At 54.0% G+C, this 19,483-nt stretch carries 20 protein-coding genes; 12 read left to right on the top strand and 8 right to left on the bottom strand.

What is annotated here, in order from left to right:
• Positions 1-3: 3 nt before the first annotated feature.
• Positions 4-918, bottom strand: coding sequence for a thioredoxin (gene trxA, locus N9C89_RS14190; RefSeq protein WP_263954643.1), 915 nt, complete (start codon positions 916-918; stop codon positions 4-6).
• Positions 919-970: 52 nt separating this feature from the next.
• Entirely contained in the window at positions 971-1,759 is a 789-nt protein-coding gene (locus N9C89_RS14185; protein ID WP_263954642.1) for an exodeoxyribonuclease III, read from the bottom strand.
• Between the two features lie 201 nt (positions 1,760-1,960).
• On the opposite strand from N9C89_RS14185, the gene N9C89_RS14180 reads away from it, so the two are divergent.
• Entirely contained in the window at positions 1,961-3,058 is a 1,098-nt protein-coding gene (locus tag N9C89_RS14180) for a Hint domain-containing protein (RefSeq protein WP_263954641.1), read from the top strand.
• Between the two features lie 18 nt (positions 3,059-3,076).
• Here the strand turns inward: N9C89_RS14180 and N9C89_RS14175 are convergent, their stop codons facing one another.
• Complete coding sequence (locus N9C89_RS14175) at positions 3,077-3,763, bottom strand: response regulator transcription factor (RefSeq protein WP_263954640.1); 687 nt, start codon at positions 3,761-3,763, stop codon at positions 3,077-3,079.
• 161 nt (positions 3,764-3,924) lie between these two features.
• On the opposite strand from N9C89_RS14175, the gene ribA reads away from it, so the two are divergent.
• Together ribA and N9C89_RS14165 are read left to right on the top strand one after the other, a co-directional pair.
• Entirely contained in the window at positions 3,925-5,016 is a 1,092-nt protein-coding gene (gene ribA, locus N9C89_RS14170) for a GTP cyclohydrolase II (protein WP_263954639.1), read from the top strand.
• Positions 5,013-5,519, top strand: a complete 507-nt coding sequence (locus N9C89_RS14165) for a L,D-transpeptidase family protein (protein WP_263954638.1) — start codon at positions 5,013-5,015, stop codon at positions 5,517-5,519. Before ribA ends, N9C89_RS14165 begins: the two co-directional genes overlap by 4 nt.
• A gap of 2 nt (positions 5,520-5,521) precedes the next feature.
• Here the strand turns inward: N9C89_RS14165 and N9C89_RS14160 are convergent, their stop codons facing one another.
• Together N9C89_RS14160 and N9C89_RS14155 are read right to left on the bottom strand one after the other, a co-directional pair.
• Positions 5,522-6,187: a YggS family pyridoxal phosphate-dependent enzyme gene (locus N9C89_RS14160; protein ID WP_263954637.1), complete on the bottom strand. Its 666-nt coding sequence runs from the start codon at positions 6,185-6,187 to the stop codon at positions 5,522-5,524.
• 101 nt (positions 6,188-6,288) lie between these two features.
• A complete protein-coding gene (locus tag N9C89_RS14155) occupies positions 6,289-7,263 on the bottom strand; it encodes a porin (RefSeq protein WP_263954636.1) in 975 nt (324 codons plus the stop codon).
• A 276-nt stretch (positions 7,264-7,539) separates the two neighbouring features.
• Here N9C89_RS14155 and N9C89_RS14150 point away from each other — a divergent pair, with 276 nt between their 5' ends.
• The 5 genes from N9C89_RS14150 to N9C89_RS14130 all read left to right on the top strand — a co-directional run bounded on the left by N9C89_RS14150 (position 7,540) and on the right by N9C89_RS14130 (position 12,733).
• A complete protein-coding gene (locus N9C89_RS14150) occupies positions 7,540-8,010 on the top strand; it encodes a DUF3576 domain-containing protein (protein WP_263954635.1) in 471 nt (156 codons plus the stop codon).
• Positions 8,011-8,093: 83 nt separating this feature from the next.
• The gene (gene leuS / locus N9C89_RS14145; protein ID WP_263954634.1) at positions 8,094-10,643 is read left to right on the top strand and encodes a leucine--tRNA ligase; all 2,550 of its coding nucleotides are present in this window, start codon (positions 8,094-8,096) and stop codon (positions 10,641-10,643) included.
• The gene (gene lptE, locus N9C89_RS14140) at positions 10,630-11,124 is read left to right on the top strand and encodes an LPS assembly lipoprotein LptE (protein WP_263954633.1); all 495 of its coding nucleotides are present in this window, start codon (positions 10,630-10,632) and stop codon (positions 11,122-11,124) included. Before leuS ends, lptE begins: the two co-directional genes overlap by 14 nt.
• Complete coding sequence (gene holA / locus N9C89_RS14135; RefSeq protein WP_263954632.1) at positions 11,121-12,146, top strand: DNA polymerase III subunit delta; 1,026 nt, start codon at positions 11,121-11,123, stop codon at positions 12,144-12,146. Before lptE ends, holA begins: the two co-directional genes overlap by 4 nt.
• The gene (locus N9C89_RS14130) at positions 12,143-12,733 is read left to right on the top strand and encodes a glutathione S-transferase family protein (protein WP_263954631.1); all 591 of its coding nucleotides are present in this window, start codon (positions 12,143-12,145) and stop codon (positions 12,731-12,733) included. Before holA ends, N9C89_RS14130 begins: the two co-directional genes overlap by 4 nt.
• On the opposite strand, the gene N9C89_RS14125 is transcribed toward N9C89_RS14130, so the two are convergent.
• Genes N9C89_RS14125 through N9C89_RS14115 form a run of 3 tightly spaced genes read right to left on the bottom strand, consistent with a single transcriptional unit; the run spans position 12,726 to position 15,288 of the window.
• Entirely contained in the window at positions 12,726-13,913 is a 1,188-nt protein-coding gene (locus N9C89_RS14125; RefSeq protein WP_263954630.1) for a TIGR03862 family flavoprotein, read from the bottom strand. The genes N9C89_RS14130 and N9C89_RS14125 overlap by 8 nt on opposite strands.
• On the bottom strand, positions 13,913-14,539 hold the full coding sequence (locus N9C89_RS14120; protein ID WP_263954629.1) for an enoyl-CoA hydratase/isomerase family protein: 627 nt from the start codon (positions 14,537-14,539) through the stop codon (positions 13,913-13,915). The genes N9C89_RS14125 and N9C89_RS14120 overlap by 1 nt, the downstream gene beginning before the upstream one ends.
• The gene (locus N9C89_RS14115) at positions 14,536-15,288 is read right to left on the bottom strand and encodes an SDR family oxidoreductase (protein ID WP_263954628.1); all 753 of its coding nucleotides are present in this window, start codon (positions 15,286-15,288) and stop codon (positions 14,536-14,538) included. The genes N9C89_RS14120 and N9C89_RS14115 overlap by 4 nt, the downstream gene beginning before the upstream one ends.
• Before the next feature lie 130 nt (positions 15,289-15,418).
• On the opposite strand from N9C89_RS14115, the gene N9C89_RS14110 reads away from it, so the two are divergent.
• From N9C89_RS14110 to N9C89_RS14095, 4 genes are all read left to right on the top strand, one after another.
• Complete coding sequence (locus N9C89_RS14110; protein WP_263954626.1) at positions 15,419-16,918, top strand: hypothetical protein; 1,500 nt, start codon at positions 15,419-15,421, stop codon at positions 16,916-16,918.
• 123 nt (positions 16,919-17,041) lie between these two features.
• On the top strand, positions 17,042-18,406 hold the full coding sequence (locus tag N9C89_RS14105; protein WP_263954625.1) for a TldD/PmbA family protein: 1,365 nt from the start codon (positions 17,042-17,044) through the stop codon (positions 18,404-18,406).
• Complete coding sequence (locus tag N9C89_RS14100) at positions 18,393-19,172, top strand: 3'(2'),5'-bisphosphate nucleotidase CysQ (RefSeq protein ID WP_263954624.1); 780 nt, start codon at positions 18,393-18,395, stop codon at positions 19,170-19,172. The genes N9C89_RS14105 and N9C89_RS14100 overlap by 14 nt, the downstream gene beginning before the upstream one ends.
• 66 nt (positions 19,173-19,238) lie before the next feature.
• Entirely contained in the window at positions 19,239-19,481 is a 243-nt protein-coding gene (locus N9C89_RS14095) for a DUF4170 domain-containing protein (RefSeq protein WP_263954623.1), read from the top strand.
• Positions 19,482-19,483: the final 2 nt, after the last annotated feature.

Genomic DNA, 19,483 nt, shown 5'->3' with positions numbered 1-19,483 from the left:
AAGTTACAGAAAGATCATCGACGAAAGTTTCCGACGCCCATTGAGCGCAATCGGGTCCTGAGGCTTCAACGCTTCGAAAATTGTGAAGAGTTGGGCCTTGGCGGCACCGTCGTTCCACTCGCGATCGCGTTTGAACAGTTCGAGCAGCATATCGACGGCACCCTCGGTATCCCCAGCGGCATGAAGCGCTGTTGCAAGGTCAAAGCGCGCTTGGTGGTTGTCCGGATCAGCCTCAACTGCAGCCTTCAATTCCGCTTCTGGGCCTGCGTTCTCTGCTTGCTTGGCAAGGTCGATTTGCGCGCGAACGGCTTCGATTTGAGGGTCTGTCGCGATTTCTGCGGGAATGCCGTTTAACGTTGCTTCGGCATCATCGGCTTTGCCCAATGCGACCAGCGATTTGATTACGCCCGCGTGCCCACCGACATTCACGGGGTCTTCTTCTGTTACGGCCTGATAGATTTGCAGCGCGTCGTCCAACTCTCCGGCATCAAACATAGCATCAGCCGCTTCGATGGCATCCGAAAGCCCGCCATCTGGCGCACCGGGCCCCGCAGCAGCGACTTTCTCTACAAACTTCCCGATTTCACTCGGTGGAAGCGCGCCTTGGAAACCATCAATCGGCTGACCTTGCCAAAAAGCATAAACCGTTGGGATCGACTGAATCTGGAGTTGAGCCGCGATCTGCTTGTTTTGGTCAACGTCGACCTTCGCCATCTTAACCGCACCGCCCGCCTTGTTGACCGCTTCTTCGAGCCCAGGTCCGAGCGTTTTACAAGGGCCACACCAAGGCGCCCAGAAATCAACGATCACCGGAACTGTCTGACTGGCTTCGATCACCTCCTGCATGAAGGTAGCTTCGTCAACATCCTTGACGTGCGTTTCGGTGTTGGGTTCTTGCGTCTGGCCGAGTTCTAGCATGTTTTATCTTCCGTTATTCGGATTTGGTTGGCCTCTATATAGGCTGTCATGTTCAAAGATCAAACGTCGCAAAGACAGGGGCATGGTCGCTTGGTTTTTCCCATCCACGCGCATCGCGGTAAACTCGCGAACCGTGAGCGGCTCCTGAGATGTCCGCAGTTGCCCATACGTGGTCGAGCCTACGGCCTTTGTCAGCGGCATCCCAATCACGCGCACGATAGCTCCACCAGCTATATAGCCGCCCATCAGGGATATCGGCGCGGGTCACGTCTTGCCAATTGCCGGCTTCGCGCGTCTCTTCGAATTTCTCGACCTCAATAGGGGTATGGCTCACCACCTTGAGAAGCTTCTTGTGATCCCAGACATCATCCTCGCGCGGCGCAATATTCAGATCGCCAACGAGAATTGATTTCTCTGGAGCATTGGCCCGAAAATCGTCTCGCATATCCGCCAGATAGTCGAGTTTCTGCCCGAATTTTTCGTTCACCTCACGGTCTGGCACATCGCCGCCTGCGGGCACGTAATGGTTATGGATGGTCACGCCATTTTCGAGCTTTGCAGCGACATGGCGCGCGTGTCCGAGTTGCGCAAAGTCATGCATCCCCGCTAGTGCCAGTGGCAGTCGAGAGATGATCGCAACACCATTGTATCCCTTTTGACCATTCGCAACCATGTGCTCATACCCCAGCGCCTTTAAGCCTTCGACAGGGATTTTTTCCACAGGGCTTTTGCATTCCTGAAGGCAAAGCACGTCTGGCGCTTCCTCCTTTAGAAGCTTCAAAACAATCGGCTCACGCAAACGAACGGAATTGATGTTCCATGTACAAAGGGTAAATGCCATTGGGCGCTCCAGTTTAAGTTGGCAAGAGGCTATGCCAGCCAAAGTATGAGCGCCACCCAAAAGCTGCGGTTTCCTCTAATTGCCGCAATGCGGGGCGAATGACTTAACGTTGACAGGTTTCTGCTATCGATTTACCCCGATTTAATTGTAATCTCGTCAGGTAGTAACCAGTTAATGACGCGATTAAGTTAAGAGGACGCGATGCCAACAATTTATACGTTGCCCGAAGGGTCTGTGAGCGTCAGTGGCGGCGGCGAGATTTCTGGTTACACCCAAGGCGATGGCTCACATCTGCAAGACCTTGAAATCACACTCAACAATAACAGTTGGGTACCCGTTGAGATTACCGACAACGATGGAAACTTCGAGGATAACGATAGCAGTCAGACTCTGACCAACGGAATAAGTTACGGTGGGACCAACTATTCAGCAGGTGCCCGCGTTGAAGCGGAATATACGCTGACTGTCGAAGATCCTGATGGTAACGAATATACACTTATCGGCTTTAACATCGTTGAAGGTGGTGGCAATTCCTACGGCACAATTGAAGGTTTGGCATTTGTCGGCGATACCGGCGAATTCCCACCAATTGGAGTACCTCTAACCGTAACAGGAACCAGCGAAGGGCCTGGCGGCAACACAACCCCCTATAATGATTACGCCGATCCGCCCTGTTTCTGCGCAGGAACTCTCATAGAAACCGACATGGGCCCACGCCCTGTTGAGGCTCTCAAAGTCGGGGATTTAATCAAAACAAGAGACAACGGATATCAACCGCTGCGCTGGATTGGTCACGCTGAAATATCGCGTGAAATGCTCGCCGCCCGCCCTGAACTCCGACCCGTTAGAATACACGCAAACGCGTTTGGCGCAGGTCTGCCCGAGAATGACCTACACGTATCGCCACAGCACCGCGTTTTGATCAGTGACTGGCGCGCATTGGTCTATTTCGGCGAAGAAGAGGTCTTGGCTTCTGCCATCCATTTAGAGAACGGCGAAACGATTCAGCAGGATGAAGATTGCGAAAGTACCGCGTATTTCCACCTGCTTTTTGATGCGCATCAGGTCATTTACTCTAACGGCCTGCCAACAGAGAGTTTCCTTCCAGGCCCTCAGACCTGCAACGGATTGGAACAAGCGGTTCAGGAAGAGCTGTTTGCGATATTCCCGCAGCTTGAACAAAATTGGGGTGGCTTTGAAGCTGCGCGCACCTGCCTGAAATCGCACCAGACGCTTGCGGTCGTAAAAAGGGCCCGAGCAATAAGCCCGGGCCAGTCCAACAGGGAGGTTGCGTCTTAACCCAGACGCCGGGATTGTTTAGGACGCGAGGCGATATCCGCCGCTCTCTGTCACCAATAGTCTAGCATTGCCGGGATCGGGTTCGATCTTTTGACGCAACCGGTAGATATGTGTCTCAAGCGTGTGTGTTGTCACACCTGCGTTATATCCCCAGACTTCATGCAAAAGCACATCGCGGGCAACAACGCCGCCCGTCGCGCGATAGAGGAACTTCAGAATGTTCGTCTCTTTCTCTGTAAGGCGAACCTTCTTGTTGTCCTCTGTTTCAAGCAATTTCATCGCGGGTTTGAACGTGTATGGCCCAAGCTGGAACACCGCGTCCTCTGATTGCTCATGTTGGCGAAGCTGCGCACGGATCCGAGCGAGCAGGACCGGAAACTTGAACGGTTTCGTGATGTAGTCGTTCGCGCCGGCATCGAGGCCGAGGATCGTATCTGCATCACTGTCATGTCCGGTGAGCATCAGAATCGGGCATTTCACGCCCTGCTTCCGCAGCAATCGGCACAATTCCCGCCCATCCGTATCGGGGAGACCTACATCCAGAATAACCAGATCGTAGATCGCCTCTTTGGCCTTGGTCATTGCATTCGAGCCGTTGTCAGCTTCGAAAACATCAAATTCCTCTGTCATAACCAACTGTTCCGACAGTGCTTCACGCAAGTCGTCGTCGTCATCAACCAAGAGAATTTTCTTAAGCGCTGGCATTCTTTGCCCTCCGTTGTCTTCCCTTACATTTGTTCCTGATACGTATCCAAAACAAGAGTGGCTCAAAAAAACTCACGCGTACGTGTCGAAAATGCGGGATATGTTTCAATTCCCTGCGGTTATGGTTACATGTCGGGATATATCTGTAACAGAGTTTGCCCATGCAATTTGCCCCGAACCTTTCCGAAAGACTCGCACGAGCACGTGCCGATTTGCGCATGGGGCTTCCGGTTGTCATGTCAAAATCCGGCGAATCCGCGTTGGTTGTAAGCGCTGAAACGCTTTCGGCAGAGATGCTGGCAAAGCTTCGAGCCTCTGATACCGAGCTACTCCTTGCGATCACCACACGCCGTGCAGAAACTCTCAAGGCACGCGCTTATGATTCGAACGTCGCGCGCGTACGCGTTCCCGCTGATACGGATATCAACTGGATTCACTCGATCGCAGACCCGGCCGATGACCTCGCGTCGCCGATGAAAGGGCCGCTAAACACGCTGCGCGAAGGGGCAAGTTGCATTGCTCGATCCGCTGTATCCCTCGCAAAAGCTGCGCGACTCCTTCCTGCCGCTGTCATGTTACCCATTGAAAACGGTGCGGAATTCGCAGCAAGCAACGATCTTACCTACATTGCGCTTGAGAACGCAGAAGCCGAAATCCTCTCGCGCTCGCCTCTTTCCGCTGTCGCCGCCGCACGTGTACCGCTTGAGGTTTCAGAAGCTGGACGGCTTCACGTTTTCCGCCCTGATGATGGAGGAGAAGAGCACTATGCAATTGAAATCGGGCGCCCCGACCGCAGCAAACCCGTGTTGTGTCGACTTCATTCGGCGTGCTTCACTGGCGATCTGATGGGCAGTTTGAAGTGTGATTGCGGTCCACAGCTTCGTGCCGCGCTTGCGCAAATGGGGCACGAGGGCGCAGGGGTCCTTCTGTATCTCAATCAAGAAGGCCGTGGCATCGGGCTCGCTAACAAGATGCGCGCTTATTCCCTTCAAGATCAAGGGTTTGACACCGTTGAAGCAAATCACCGTCTCGGCTTCGAGGACGACGAGCGAGATTTCCGTTTAGGTGCTGAAATTCTCAAGGAGTTGGGCTTCAGTTCCGTGAATCTCATGACAAACAACCCTGCAAAGGTTGCGATGATGGAAGCCACCGGAATTTCAGTCGACACACGTGTTCCGCTCAAAGTTGGCGAGAACGCCCATAATCGCGCCTATTTGGCGACCAAAGCCGCAAAATCAGGTCATATACTGTGAGCACACGTGATCTAGTTGTGACCAAATGGGGTGCACGTTTTGGTGGCCGCTACTTGCCCTGCTCGATTGGCCGTTCAGGGTTTACAGAAAACAAACAAGAGGGCGATGGGGCAACTCCGGTTACGCCCATGCGTATTTTAAGTGGGTTTTATCGGCCAGATCGAATTTCACCGCCACCGCTGCCTTTTGAGATGAAGCCAATAGGCCCACGCGATATTTGGTCAGACGACATTACTGACCCGCTTTATAATCACCTTCGGAAGCTGCCCGAGCCCGAATATAGCCACGAAAAGCTAAGGCGGAGCGATCCGCTTTATGATTTGGTGCTCGTTACCGATTACAACTATCCTAACGCAACCGCAGGGGCTGGTTCGGCGATCTTTGTGCACATCTGGCGCAAACGACGGTACCCGACTGAGGGCTGCATAGCGTTTGAACGGCAGAACCTGTTGTGGATACTCGAGCACTGGACAGAGCGGAGCCGGATTGCCATTCGCCCGTAGCCTTAGCGCGCCTGCCCCGAATAATCACGCGCTCCAAAAATAGCAGACCCAACACGCACGTGTGTTGCGCCTTCTTGGATAGCAATTTCAAAGTCTGCGCTCATCCCCATAGACAGGTTTTCAAGCCCATTTTGCTCGGCAATTGCGCGCAAACTCCGGAAGTGAGGGGCGGGATCTTCTTGCGCGGGAGGAAGGCACATCAGGCCGACAACAGGCAGGCCAAGCTCACGGCAATCCGCGATAAACTGGTCTGCATCAGAAACGGAAACACCCGATTTCTGAGCTTCTTCGCCGGTGTTAACCTGAATAAAGAGATCGGGGCAGTTCCCCAATTCTTGCGCCAGCCGCGCTAGGGTATTTGCAAGCTTCGGGCGGTCGAGCGAGTGGATGGCTTCAAAGAGGCCCATCGCCTGACGTGCTTTGTTGGTTTGAAGCGGGCCGAGAAGGTGTACGTTAACCTGTTCAAACTGCTCACGAAATTTCGGCCACTTGCCGGCAGCTTCCTGTACTTTGTTCTCTCCGAACAATTTGTGTCCTTGCTCAAGAACACTTCGAACATTTTCGTTGGGTTGAACCTTGGAGACCGCGATGAGCTTGGTAGAGCCGGCTTTACGCCCGGCTTGTTGCTCTGCGGATGTTATTCTGGATTGGATATCAGCAAGCGACATTTAGGCCTCTATTTCTAGCTTGCCACAATGAGCCACATCTCTGCACAAAAGAAAAGAGCGGACCGAAGCCCGCTCTTCCCCATTCAAATAATCCGGATGGATTAGAAGCTGAATGTCATACCGAGGTCGGCGATAGTTTTGGAAGCAGAAGTCTTCTCAATACCACCTTTGATCGCAGCACCACCACCGAGGTCGTATGCAGCGCCAAGACCGTATGCCCAAGCTGTGTCAGCAGCCCAGTCAGCGTTAATCCAACGGTAGTAACCTGTTACAGTTGTTGCACCGAAGGCGTAGTCAGCAGAAACAGCCCACTGGTGAGCGTCGCCGAGTGTGTCGCCGAGGTCCAGAAGACCAGCGCGGCCTTTCAGAGTCAGAGCACCGTTTGTCCAGTCTGCACCGAGGTGGAAGCCGGAAATCGAGCCTTGGTCAAGAGTAGTTGTTGTGTTGGCGAAGCTCACGTCTTGAGTAGCTTCGTAACCAGCACTCAGTGTGAAACCGCTTACAACGTACTTAACACCCAAAGAGTAGGACTGACCAAAGTCAGCGGTTACAGCTGTTGTACCGGTTCCCAGTGTGTAAGAAGTACCACCGATTTGGCCGATACCAGCGTAGAGTGTCAGCGCACCAGTCGAGTACTCATAAAGAGCCGATGGAACTGGGTATGCTGTGTCGTCTGTGCCGTCGCCGTCAACGTCTGTACCAGCGTTGATGAAGAGGTTTTTGTTAGTTTCGTTCAGCAGTGTGTAACCAACTGCGGAAACGTTACCAACAGCAGCTTTAGCAGCACCGTCAACGTCACCCATGGAGAGCTTGCCGAATGCGCCGGAAGCAAAGATGTGGCCGGATGTACCGGCAGCAGCTGCTGCAGCGTTGTGGATGTCGAAAGATCCGCCGAAAGTTACGCCGCCGTCTGTTTCACCGGACAGAGTAAGCTTACCGCGAACACGGCTGGACATATCCCAGTCGTCGCCATCAAATACAACACCCATACGGCCGTCACCGGATACGGAAACGTCTGCGTAGGAAGCGCCAGCTGTAGCTACGAGAGCTGTAGTAGCAATCAGAAACTTTTTCATTTCGTTTTCCCTCATTGAGATTAAAGGTTCACCTCAATACAGGGGAATCCGTATTGAGTATGCTGTTCAATCGCTCTTTGGCGCTTCGTTTGCAAGTTTCTGATAGGGGTATTGCTCAAAGCTTCCTGTGTTGGTGCAGGTTTGCCACACCTTATTTCACCCACAGAAACCACCCCGCCGCGTCTTTATATATAGTTCGCATATGTTCCCGCGAAAAACCTTGCCCGCGCCGGAGGTGTTGGTTACTAAAACACAACAAGGAAAATAGGCAAATATATGGCATTTACCCGTGTAACCAGACTGGCGCTCGCGCTCTCGACGGCTTCGTTGCTTTCGGCGTGCTCACTTCCGCCCTCTGCAGAGATTGTGGACGACGACCCGAATCAGATCGGCGGCACAGGTGAATCCATTTGGGACATCTTCGGCAACGCCCGTGACCCCAACGTCACGATCGAGGTGAACAAATACATCTGGAACGCGGCACTCGAGGTGTTAAATTTCCTTCCAATTCAAGAGGTTGACCCATTTAGCGGCGTATTCATCACCGGCTATGGCGTTCCTCCTGGGGGAAGCCAATCCTATCGCGCCGCTGTTTTCGTACAGGACCCCGCGCTGGATGCGCGTTCGCTCGTCGTTGCCTTACAGCGTAGTGGTGGACGCCCTGTTTCAGCCGAAACGCAGCGCGCTGTCGAAGATGCCATTCTATCGCGGGCAAGACAGCTCCGCATCAGCGACTCTAATCTCTAATTCGCCCCACAAGGCAGACCCAAGACCTCGCCGGGCAACTTCATAAAGTTCAGCTCGGCGTTTTCACGTAAAAGGACAACCAAATGTCACGCTATACCGCTTCCGATATTGAGCCCAAATGGCAACAAGCCTGGGACGAAGCCGGGATTTTCACCGCAAAGCGCGACCCAAGCAAAGAGAAGTACTACGTTCTCGAGATGTTCCCCTATCCTTCAGGGCGAATCCATATGGGGCACGTGCGGAACTACACCATGGGCGACGTGGTTGCGCGGTATAAATCAAGCTGCGGGTTCTCTGTACTGCACCCGATGGGCTGGGACGCATTCGGTATGCCTGCAGAAAATGCGGCTATGGCGATTGGTGGGCATCCAGCAGATTGGACCTATCAAAACATCAAAGACATGCGCGCCCAGATGAAGCCGCTCGGTCTTTCGATCGATTGGAGCCGTGAATTCGCGACCTGTGACCCCGAGTATTATGGCCAGCAACAGAGCATGTTCCTCGACTTTCTCGAAAAAGGGCTCGTTTACCGCAAGAATGCCGTGGTGAACTGGGACCCAGTGGACATGACAGTTCTTGCCAACGAACAGGTGATCGACGGCAAAGGTTGGCGTTCCGATGCTCCAGTCGAGCGCAAGGAACTCACGCAGTGGTTCTTTAAGATCTCGGATTATTCCGAAGATTTACTTGATGCGCTTGATGGTCTTGAAAACTGGCCCGAGAAAGTTCGGACCATGCAGGCAAACTGGATCGGGAAATCCCGCGGTTTGCAATTTGCATTCGACCTGACCGAATCTGCCGCGGGGCATGAGTCGATTGAGGTTTACACCACGCGTCCTGATACGTTGATGGGCGCAAGCTTTGTCGGCATTTCGCCCGACCATCCGCTTGCAAAGGCGCTTGAGGCCGACAATGCAGAGCTTGCAGCCTTTAACGCCGAGTGCCGCAGTCTTGGAACATCCGAGGCGGACATGGAAAAGGCAGAGAAAAAGGGTTTTGATACCGGCCTTAAAGCGCGCCACCCGCTGAACCCCGATTGGGAGCTTCCTGTTTGGGTCGCGAACTTCATCCTTATGGATTACGGCACAGGCGCGATCTTTGCGTGCCCTGCCCATGATCAGCGGGACCTCGATTTCAGCCGCAAATATGACTTGCCCGTCATCGACACCTTCCATGCAATCGGCGACGACACCCGCGTCTCCGACACCGCATTTGTTCCGCTCAAATCCGAGAAGGTAAAGTGGATCAACCACTTTACTGGCATCGACGAGGCCACAGGTGACGAGGCCCTCGCCAAATCCATCGACTTTGCCGAAAAGGCCGGCTGGGGCAAAGGCGTAACCAAGTTCCGCCTGCGCGACTGGGGCCTGAGCCGTCAGCGGTATTGGGGATGTCCGATTCCGGTTGTACATTGCGATGATTGTGGTGTGGTTCCCGAGAAGAAAGAAAACCTTCCGGTCGAACTGCCAAAAGATGTGTCGTTCGATCAGCCCGGCAACCCGCTTGACCGCCACCCAACTTGGCGTGACTGCTCTTGCCCGTCTTGCGGCAAGGATGCAAAGCGCGAAACCGACACGATGGACACTTTTGTTGATTCATCTTGGTATTTCGCTCGCTTTACATCACCCAACGCCCCTACGCCGACAAATGCGGAAGATGCAGCCTATTGGATGAACGTCGACCAATATATCGGCGGTGTGGAGCACGCGATTCTGCATCTGCTCTATTCTCGCTTCTTTGCGCGGGCGATGAATATCTGCGGTCATTTGCCTGATTCTGCGCGCGAGCCGTTTAACGCGCTCTTCACCCAAGGCATGGTAACACACGAGATTTACCAAACCCGGGATGAAAACGGGCGCAAGGTCTATCACCTGCCCGAAGAAGTAACCGACGGTAAACTCGCCGATGGCACCGAGGTGGAGATCATCCCGAGCGCCAAGATGTCGAAATCGAAGAAGAACGTTGTAGACCCAGATGACATCATCAAGAATTTCGGCGCCGATACCGCGCGCTGGTTTGTTATGTCTGATAGCCCGCCCGAGCGTGATGTAGAATGGACTGCCTCTGGTGCGGAAGCGGCCGCAAAACACCTCGCCCGTGTTTGGCGCATCGCCAATGATATAGCCTCCGCAGACGAGACACCCGCGAATCCGAAGGAAGACGAAGCCCTGCTCCGCGCCACCCACAAGGCGATTGATGCAGTAACGCAAGGCATTGAAGGTTTTGCCTTTAACACTTCGGTTGCCCAACTCTATGGTTTCACCAACACAATCGCCCGCTCCAAAGCCGGTACAACAGCAAGACGCGACGCGATGAAAACCATGGCGCAACTCATGTCGCCTATGACTCCGCATCTTGCCGAAGATGTTTGGAGCATTCTTGGCGGCGAAGGGCTGGTTGCGCAGGCGGCATGGCCCAAGGCCGATCCGAAGTTGCTCGTCGATGATACGATCACCATTCCTATTCAGGTGAACGGCAAACGCCGCGCTGAAATCTCGGTCGCGAAGGACCTTTCCAAAGAAGAGGTTGAAAAGCTGGCAATGGCGGAACATGCTGTTGTCAAAGCTCTGGATGGGAAGGACCCCAAGAAGGTGATCGTTGTTCCTGGTCGTATTGTGAATGTCGTCATATAGCCGCCGATATTTGCTTGGGTTGCCCGTAGTTGGCCTATTGGCTGCCTGCGGGTTTACGCCCGTCTATGGCCCTGAAGGGAACGCCGAGGCGTTGCGTGGTACGATTGAAGTAAAAGCGCCAACAAACACCAACTCCTATAACTTCGTTAAGCATTTCGAAGAGCGGATGGGCGTTGGCGCTGGAGCAAGGTATTCCCTCAACTACAGCATCTCGACCAAAACAGACGGCGTGGCAATCACGCAAAGTCAAGAAACAACACGGTACAATGTCATCGGTGAGGCGACTTATACGCTGACCGAGATCGGCACCGGTAAGAAGCTCGCGAGCGGCAAAGTTCAGAGCTTCACAAGCTACGGCTCAACCGACTTCGTCATCAGCACGCGCACATCGCGGGATGACGCCTACAGGCGTTTGATGGTTATTCTGGCGGATGACATTATTGATCAGCTTCTCGCCAATCCGGAGATTACAGCGCCGTGAAGCTTTCAACTCGAGACGCGGCAAGCTATTTCGCAAAACCGGACCCTCGACGAACCGGCATCTTGATTTATGGTCCGGACTCGATGCGCGTGGCGCTGAAGCGGCAGCAAGTCATTGCCGCACTTATCGGGCCAAATGGCGACGACGAAATGCGCCTTACGCGTATTCCTGCCGCCGACCTGCGCCAAGACAGCGCGATGCTTTTGGACGCAATTAAGGCGCAAGGTTTCTTCCCGGGCCCACGCGTTGTCTTTGTCGAGGGCGCGACCGATACACTCTCAAAATTCATCAAGCCAGCGCTCGACGAGTGGCAGGATGGCGACGCACAGATTGTCGTGACGGCCGGACAACTCACCGCCCGCTCTGCTCTTCGCAAACTTTTCGAAGCTCACAACAATGCCTATGCCGCAGGGATTTTCACCGATCCACCCAACCGCGCAGAGATCGAAGCCGACCTCGCAAATGCAGGCCTGTCTCAGGTTGATCGCGACGCACTTGATGCGCTGACCTCGCTCGCGCAAGAGTTAGGGCCGGGCGATCTTCGCCAAACAATTGAAAAACTGGCGCTTTACACAATGGGAAATTCAGCTCCTGTATCCGCCGAAGATGTCACAGCCTGCGCGCCAACCTCCACAGAGGCCGCGCTTGATGATGTTCTCAATATTGTTGCAGAAGGTCGCCAAGCTGAAATCGGACCAATCATGCGTAAGCTCGAGGCTCAGGGGACGCAGCCCGTTGGACTTTGCATCGGCGCACTTCGTCATTTTCGCGCGCTTCATGCCGCGTGTTCACACCCGAATGGCGCTTCGGAAGGTATCGGACGCCTTCGTCCTCCGGTGTTTGGCCCGCGCCGCGATCGCATGCTGCGTCAGGCACAGAGATGGGGTCGCCCGAAGCTTGAAGCCGCAATTACGATGCTGATTGATACAGACCTACAACTTCGCTCAACCAGTCGAGCGCCTTCCATGGCGTTGATAGAACGGACCCTTATTCGCGTTGCAATGTACGGAGCCCGCCGATGACCTACACAGTGATTGGAGCATCGCGCAGCAGAACGATCAGGGTTCTTTGGCTGCTCGAAGAATTGGGTGTTCTCTTTGAACACATCCCTGCCGCACCACACTCCAAAGACATCACCGAAGTTTCACCAAGCGGGAAAATTCCCGCGCTTATCGTTGACGGAACGGTTCTAACCGATTCCGTAGCGATCATGAGTTTTCTAGCGGACAGGCACGGCGGTTGCACTTTTCCAGCAGGATCCATTGAGCGCGCCCAGCTTGACGGGCATTTGAATTTTCTGAACGAGTCGATGGATTTCGTTCTTTGGTCAGCGACCAAGCATCACTATGCGCAACCGCCCTCAACTCTTGATCCACAAGTCCTAAAGCAAGCAGAAGAAGCGTTTTCCAACGCTCAGGCTGAATTTGAGGAACGATTAGGGGAAGGGCCGTTTCTCATGGGTGAACGCTTCACGATTGCAGATATTCTGGCCGCCCATTGCGGCGGGTGGGCCATTGGCCGCAAGTTTCCGATTACCAGCCCACGATTCCGTGCATATGTATCGGAAATGCGCGCGCGCCCCGCATTTCAGAGAGTTGCGCCTAAATAGAGCCACTTTTTACAAAGTTTGCCGCCGCCATTCCTACCGTTCGACCCGTCGCAAGACATGCCGTCAAGAGATAGCCCCCAGTGGGCGCTTCCCAATCAAGCATCTCTCCGGCGCAAAAGACATTTGATCTGTTTCGCAGCCCGAATTCAGACGTTAGCGCGGAGAACGAGACGCCGCCTGCGGTTGAGATCGCTTCATCCATCGGGCGCGGGCCACTCAGCTTAACTGGCAACGCCTTGAGGATTGAGGCAAGCGCCTCACCTGTCGGAAGCGGCCTTGCGAACTCATTCAGCAATGCGAGTTTCACAGGTGTAAATTTCAAAGTCTTTCGCAAGTGATTTGCCAAACTTGCCTTGCCGCGCGGCTTCCGAAGGCGCTCGGTAACGGTGTTCAAATCCAAATCCGGCGCAAGATCAATCGTGAGTGCGGCACCTTCGCGCAAGCGAGAAGACAGCGCATAAATACCGCCCCCCTCCAAGCCAGTTTCCGAGACAATCAGCTCGCCACGGCTTTCCACGTCATCAACATGTAATGACACCGATTTTACAGGCGTGCCAAAATGCTTGCGCATGTGATCTGACCAAGAAACAACAAACCCAACGTTGGCCGGTTTGAATGGAGCAACCTCTTCGCCAATCCACTCTACCCACGCCCCATCAGAGCCTAATCTTGCCCAACTTGCCCCTCCACAAGCCAAAATTACGACATCCGCTTTGCGCGTTTCTTTCCCCTGCGGCGTGTCGAACAAGAGTCCGTCATCCGCCCAACCAATCCAACGCATGCGTGTTTCGATTGTTACGCCCTTGTTCTGCAGCCTGCGCAACCAAGCCCGCAGCAAAGGCGATGCCTTCATTGCATTGGGGAAAACACGTTTGGTCGACCCTGTAAAAAGCTCCTGATCCAGCCCCTCGGCCCACGCGATAACCTCTTTTGGGCCAAAAGCTAGAAGACTCGCTTTGAGGCTTTGAGGAATATCTTCGTATGCGGCCAGAAACTGAGCCTCATCTTCGTTTTTTGTTAGGTTTAGACCCGATTTTCCTGCCATGAGCAGCTTGCGGGCCGGGCTTGGTTTCGCTTCGGCAACCGTAACAGACACACCCGCATCAGCGAGCATCTCGGCGGCCATAAGGCCCGCAGGCCCAGCGCCGACAACAAGCGCGGTTTTGGCGTTACTATCCATCAAACTGGTTCAATTTCTGAATCGCACATGCGTTTGATGTCTTCGGCGATCCCTTTTGGCGCTGCGGTAAAGTCCGATGCGAGCGAATGGGCATTCTCCATGAGCGTATCGGGGTCTACTATCCGCTCGATCAACCCAAACTGAAGCGCTTCACTCGCGGTTAGCTTTTGGCCAGCAACGAACACCAGCTTAGTGCGCGCAGGACCGATGAGCGCCCGCATCCTGAGCGGATCAGAAGGCTGCGGCAAAAACCCGTGCTTCATAACGGGATAGAAAAACTTCGCATCCGGAACCGCAATTCGAATGTCACACGCGAGCGCCATACCAAACGCACCACCCGCAAGCGTTCCATTCAATGCGGCGATTGTAACGCAAGGCAATGCAGCTATCGCCGCAGAGAGCTGCTCCCATAGCGGAGACGTCGCTAGTCCTGATCGGGCGGCATCAAGGTCTGCTCCGGCGCTAAAAACCTTACCGCGCCCCGTGATGATAAGAGCGCGCGCCTCATGCGCAGACTGTGAAATCTCCAGCAGCCTCTCTAGCATGGATTCGGTCAATGCATTGGCTTTATCCGGCCGGTTCAGGGTTGCAACCCAAACATCGCCCGATGCCTCAAGCTCGATCACGAAGTGAGGCCCACCTTCGCGCGAATTGTTTCATCCCGAAGCGCGATCTCTTCGCCAAGATAGGTGTCGGCTTCTGCGCTACACATCCAAAGTAGTGCTTTGGCCGGCCAATCTGGCGGAATGTGATCAGACACTTCAAGTTTACTAACGGGGTTGATCCCGCTTGCCTTGATCTTCACCTGCATTTCCGTTGCGACGGTTCCCGGAGACAGCCCCATGACCCTGATACCGGCACTCCCCGCTTCAAGGTGTGTACAACGCGTCAGCATTGCAGCGCCTGCCTTGCCAGAACAATATGCGCTCCACCCTTCCAGCGGGCCGTGTGCCGCACCCGAACTCACGTTTAGGATTGTTCCGGACTTCTGGGCAAGCATGGTCGGCAACGCTGCGCGCACGCCGTTGAACACACCCTTTAGATTGATATCAATCGCGTGTGACCACGATTCAGGATCGGATTCGACAATAGAGGTTATAGGATCAATGACCCCTGCGTTGTTCACCAAGACATCCAAGGACCCAAACTCACGCAGAACCGTTTGAAATGCGTTATCGATTTCCCAGTACCGGCTGACGTCGCAAGGAATCGCTAAGGCCTTCTGTCCGATCTCCCCTGCCAATTCGGCAATGGCATCCGCACTGCGCGCAAGAAGTGCGACATTTGCGCCAGCTTCAGCAAACAGACGCGCCGCGGATGCACCGATCCCCTTGCTCGCACCTGTGATTACAACGGTTTTTCCTGACAAACTCATAGCAGTGACTCCTGTGTTGGCCCAAGCGTAACGCAATAGTTTTTCGAGTAAAAGCCAAGCGCGGCTTGCAGCGGAGAAACAGAGAGGCCAATATATCTTCGAGAATTTTACCGCCTTTAAGGAAATCGACATGTCATTCATTAGAAAATTCACAACCACATCAGCACTTTGTGCCCTTTTGAGCAGCCCTGCACTTGCCGACGTAACCGCAGACGACGTTTGGGAAGGGTTGCAAGCCCAATACACAATGATGGGATATCAAGCCGCCGCCACCAATGTGACTCGCGATGGCAACAAGCTCATAATCGATGACTTCGTGCTTTCCATGGAGATTCCAGAGGAAGACGAAACGCTCAAAGTGTCCGGCATCAACCTTGTTCTCGAAGAATTGGCGAATGGCACTGTCGATATTCAGTTCCCCGATGAACTCACCATCAACGCAGAGGTTGCAGATGTAATTGTTGAACTGCTCCTTACTCTGACAGAAGACAGCATCGTTGCCTCGGGCAACCCGGACGACATGACATTCGCGATGTCTGTTGAAAACTACATCATCGACCTCAAGCAAATCCGAGAAGGTGACGTTGCTTTCCTCCCCAAGGCGATCATCACAATGACTGGTCTTGCCGGCGATATGCGCGTGGCCAAGGGCGGCATGACCGAGCTTGTTTATGACATGACATCCGACAGCCTCAACATCGACGTTGATTTTGAGGACCCCGAAGGCGACGGACAGTTTACCGCTCTTCTCAATCTGACTGGCGTCACAGCAGATAGCACAAGCACAATTCCAAACGATGTGGACATGACAAACATCGCTGACGCTTTGGCACAGGGCATGAAAAGCGACGGTGCCTTTGGGTACAGCGGCGCCACGTTCAACGTAAAGGTCGTTGACGAGCAAGAAGGCGCAGATATTAGCGGCTCGTCGCAGTCCGGCTCTTTTGGCTTCCAGATGAGCGAAGCAGGCATCGGGTATAACACAGCGTCAACGAATACCGATCTGACGGTTATTCCCGCCGTTATGCCGCTTCCACTGAAATTCCAGATCGCGGAAACGGCGAGCCAGTTCCTCTTCCCGATCAGCAAATCGGACGCTCCGCAAGATGCGAAGATCATGATGAAATACGCAGGTCTCACGCTCGACGAAGCAATCTGGGGTATGTTTGACCCTGGTTCGGTTCTGCCACGTACTCCTGCAACGATCCTAATGGACCTTTCTGCCCAAGTGAGCTGGGATCTTGATCTTCTTGACCCTGCAAATGCAGAAGCACTTGAGGGCAGCAACTTCCCCGGAAAGCTCTACTCCGCCAACATCAACGACATTCAGATCGCAGCGGCGGGCGCAGAGTTTACAGGTAATGGCGCGTTCACCTTCAACAACGATGACCTCGAAACATTCGACGGGCTTCCTGCTCCTGACGGCGAGATCAACCTGAAACTCACAGGTGGTAACGGCCTCCTCGACAAGTTGATCCAAATGGGATTCGTTAAAGAAGAAGACGCAATGGGCATCCGCATGATGTCTGGCTTGTTTGCGAATGCAGGCGAAGGCGACGACGAGCTTGTTTCCAAGATCGAAGTCAAACCAAACGGCAACGTTCTAGCCAATGGAACACGCATCAAGTAACGCGTTTCTGTAGAGAATTGAGGGCCGCCGATGAAGATCGAGCGGCCCTTTTCTTTTGCCCGCACTTGCACAGCAGCCAAGCCAAGGCTACCTCCTTAGTGACAACAGATATTGTGAGCCCACATGAGTAAGCCCCAATCGCCCGACACGAACGACCTCGCTTCATTCACCGAAGCACTGATCTCAGCTGCAAAGAAAGCAGGAGCAGAAGGCGCGGATGCAATTGCCGTCGAAGGAACCTCCGTTTCGATTGATGTTCTGGGCGGTGCGCTGGAGCATGCCGAACGAAGCGAAGGCATTGATATTGGTCTGCGCGTCTTGATCGGCCAGAAACAGGCCTGCGTATCTGCAAGCGACACAAAGACAGACACCATCCAAAAGATGGCCGAACGCGCGGTTGCTATGGCAAAAGAAGCACCGGATGATCCACATATCCGACTTGCCTCATCAGATGAATACGCGGGTTCATGGAATACCGCGGAGCTTGATCTGTACGACGCAACAGAGCCTAAACCGGCGGAACTCGAAGAGATCGCCAAACGTGCAGAAGCTGCAGCACTCGCTGTTGGGGGGGTATCTCAAGTTCAGGCAACGTCGATCGGTTTCGGTAACCGGCGACTACACCTAAGTACCAGCAACGGGTTTTCGGGCGGCTATGCGCGCAGTGGGCACTCAATCTCGACCGTCGCTATTTCTGGAAAGGGCTCCGAAATGGAGCGCGATTATTATGGAGATAGTCGCACCTATTTTTCCGAGCTGGAATCCCCCGAAGAGATTGGCCGCATCGCGGGCGAACGCGCCGTTGAAAAAAGCGGTGCGCAGCAACCACAAACAGGGGCGTTTCCCGTTATTTTTGACGAACGCATCTCTGGTACGCTGATCGGGCATCTATTAAGTGCCATCAACGGAAGTTCAATTGTGCGCGGCAGCAGCTTTCTTCGAGACCGCTTGGGCGAGCAAGTTTTACCCAAAGGGCTCTCACTGATCGAGGAACCACACCGCGCTCGAACCTCCGGCTCCCGCCCGTTTGATGGCGAGGGGCTCGCGACACAGAACCGCATGATTGTTGACAACGGTATCCTTACGGGGTGGACGCTCGATCTTGCGACGGCACATGCGCTCGGCATGCAAAGTACTGCAAGCGCATCGCGTGGAACGTCGTCGCCCCCATCACCTTCGAGCGGCAATGTGTCTCTAACACAGGGGAATCTGTCTCAAGCCGACCTCCTTCGTGAGATGGGAACCGGGCTTCTTGTGACGTCAATGATCGGCAGTTCTATCAACCCGACCACCGGAGATTATTCGCGCGGCGCGTCGGGCTTCTGGGTCGAGAACGGGGAGATTCAGTTTCCCGTCAACGAATGCACAATAGCTGGCAACCTTAATGACATGCTTTTGTCTCTCACCCCTGCGAATGACGCACGGAAGCACCTTTCGCGCGTGGTCCCGAGCCTTCTCGTTGAAGGAATGACAATTGCCGGAAAGTGATCTCGATCTTCTTATAGACGCCGCGAAAGCCGCGGGGGAGATTGCAGGAAAATTCTGGAAGCAGTCGCCCGAGGTCTGGGACAAATCAGGCGGCGCTGGCCCAGTGACAGAGGCCGATATTGCCATCGACAAGATGCTCAATAACGAGTTGCTAAGATCGCGCCCGGATTACGGCTGGCTTTCAGAAGAAATCGCCGACTCTCCAGACCGTCTTAGCAAACAGCGCGTTTTCATCGTCGACCCGATCGACGGCACACGCGCTTTCATCAACGGTTCACCAACTTTCTCGCATTCTTTGGCCGTTGCCGATAGCGGCGTTGTCACCGCTGCTGTTGTGTATCTTCCTATGCTGGATAGGCTCTATTCCGCCACAATTGGGGGTTACGCAAAACTAAATGGTGAACCAATTCGGGCAAGTTCGCGCGCCGAAATCGATGGAGCAACGGCGCTCTGTGCAAAATCTAACTTCCTGCCCGAACGGTGGATTGGCGCGGCTCCCAATTTTGAGCAACATATCCGTAGCTCTCTCGCCTATCGGCTGAGTCTTATCGCGCAAGGGCGTTTTGACGTTATGCTCACGCTTAGAGATACGTGGGAATGGGATGTGGCTGCTGGCTCTCTGATCGCGGAGCGCGCTGGGTCGACAGTGACGGATATGAAAGGCAATGCCCCTGTCTTTAACAATCCAACAGCCAAGCTTGATGGCATGATTGCAGCACCGTCCCAGATCCACCGCGAAATTGTCGCGCGTCTTGCGCCTCGGTAACGCTTTTACTGTTTCCCTTGATCGCCTACTGTAGGCACAAAGTAATTTTAGCCGAATGAGGACCAAATGGCTCAACGACTTCATCTTGTTTTTGGCGGCGAACTGATCGATCCGACGAAAACGGCCTTCAAAGACATCAACGACATTAAAATCGTTGGAATGTTCCCCGACTACGCCTCTGCATATGACGCATGGAAAGCCGAAGCCCAGCGCACGGTCGACAACGCCCATATGCGCTTTTTCATCGCGCATCTTCATCGCCTAAGAGACGAAGAGATCGAGGCGTCTTCTACAGAAGAGCTTGGCTAAAG

The sequence above is a fragment of the Halocynthiibacter sp. SDUM655004 genome (assembly GCF_026015885.1).
GTDB classification, from domain to species: domain Bacteria; phylum Pseudomonadota; class Alphaproteobacteria; order Rhodobacterales; family Rhodobacteraceae; genus Falsihalocynthiibacter; species Falsihalocynthiibacter halioticoli.
The sequence above is the reverse complement of the archived record's forward strand: the minus strand, read 5'-3'. Positions and strand labels throughout refer to the sequence as shown.

Coding starts and splice junctions, on each gene's coding strand:
- N9C89_RS14185 (WP_263954642.1), bottom strand. CDS start 1,759: ATGGCATTTACCCTTTGTACATGGAACATCAATTCCGTTCGTTTGCGT.
- N9C89_RS14110 (WP_263954626.1), top strand. CDS start 15,419: ATGTCATTCATTAGAAAATTCACAACCACATCAGCACTTTGTGCCCTT.
- N9C89_RS14155 (WP_263954636.1), bottom strand. CDS start 7,263: ATGAAAAAGTTTCTGATTGCTACTACAGCTCTCGTAGCTACAGCTGGC.
- ribA (WP_263954639.1), top strand. CDS start 3,925: ATGCAATTTGCCCCGAACCTTTCCGAAAGACTCGCACGAGCACGTGCC.
- N9C89_RS14105 (WP_263954625.1), top strand. CDS start 17,042: ATGAGTAAGCCCCAATCGCCCGACACGAACGACCTCGCTTCATTCACC.
- lptE (WP_263954633.1), top strand. CDS start 10,630: ATGTCGTCATATAGCCGCCGATATTTGCTTGGGTTGCCCGTAGTTGGC.
- N9C89_RS14175 (WP_263954640.1), bottom strand. CDS start 3,763: ATGCCAGCGCTTAAGAAAATTCTCTTGGTTGATGACGACGACGACTTG.
- N9C89_RS14160 (WP_263954637.1), bottom strand. CDS start 6,187: ATGTCGCTTGCTGATATCCAATCCAGAATAACATCCGCAGAGCAACAA.
- N9C89_RS14150 (WP_263954635.1), top strand. CDS start 7,540: ATGGCATTTACCCGTGTAACCAGACTGGCGCTCGCGCTCTCGACGGCT.
- N9C89_RS14115 (WP_263954628.1), bottom strand. CDS start 15,288: ATGAGTTTGTCAGGAAAAACCGTTGTAATCACAGGTGCGAGCAAGGGG.
- N9C89_RS14125 (WP_263954630.1), bottom strand. CDS start 13,913: ATGGATAGTAACGCCAAAACCGCGCTTGTTGTCGGCGCTGGGCCTGCG.
- N9C89_RS14095 (WP_263954623.1), top strand. CDS start 19,239: ATGGCTCAACGACTTCATCTTGTTTTTGGCGGCGAACTGATCGATCCG.
- leuS (WP_263954634.1), top strand. CDS start 8,094: ATGTCACGCTATACCGCTTCCGATATTGAGCCCAAATGGCAACAAGCC.
- trxA (WP_263954643.1), bottom strand. CDS start 918: ATGCTAGAACTCGGCCAGACGCAAGAACCCAACACCGAAACGCACGTC.
- N9C89_RS14180 (WP_263954641.1), top strand. CDS start 1,961: ATGCCAACAATTTATACGTTGCCCGAAGGGTCTGTGAGCGTCAGTGGC.
- N9C89_RS14130 (WP_263954631.1), top strand. CDS start 12,143: ATGACCTACACAGTGATTGGAGCATCGCGCAGCAGAACGATCAGGGTT.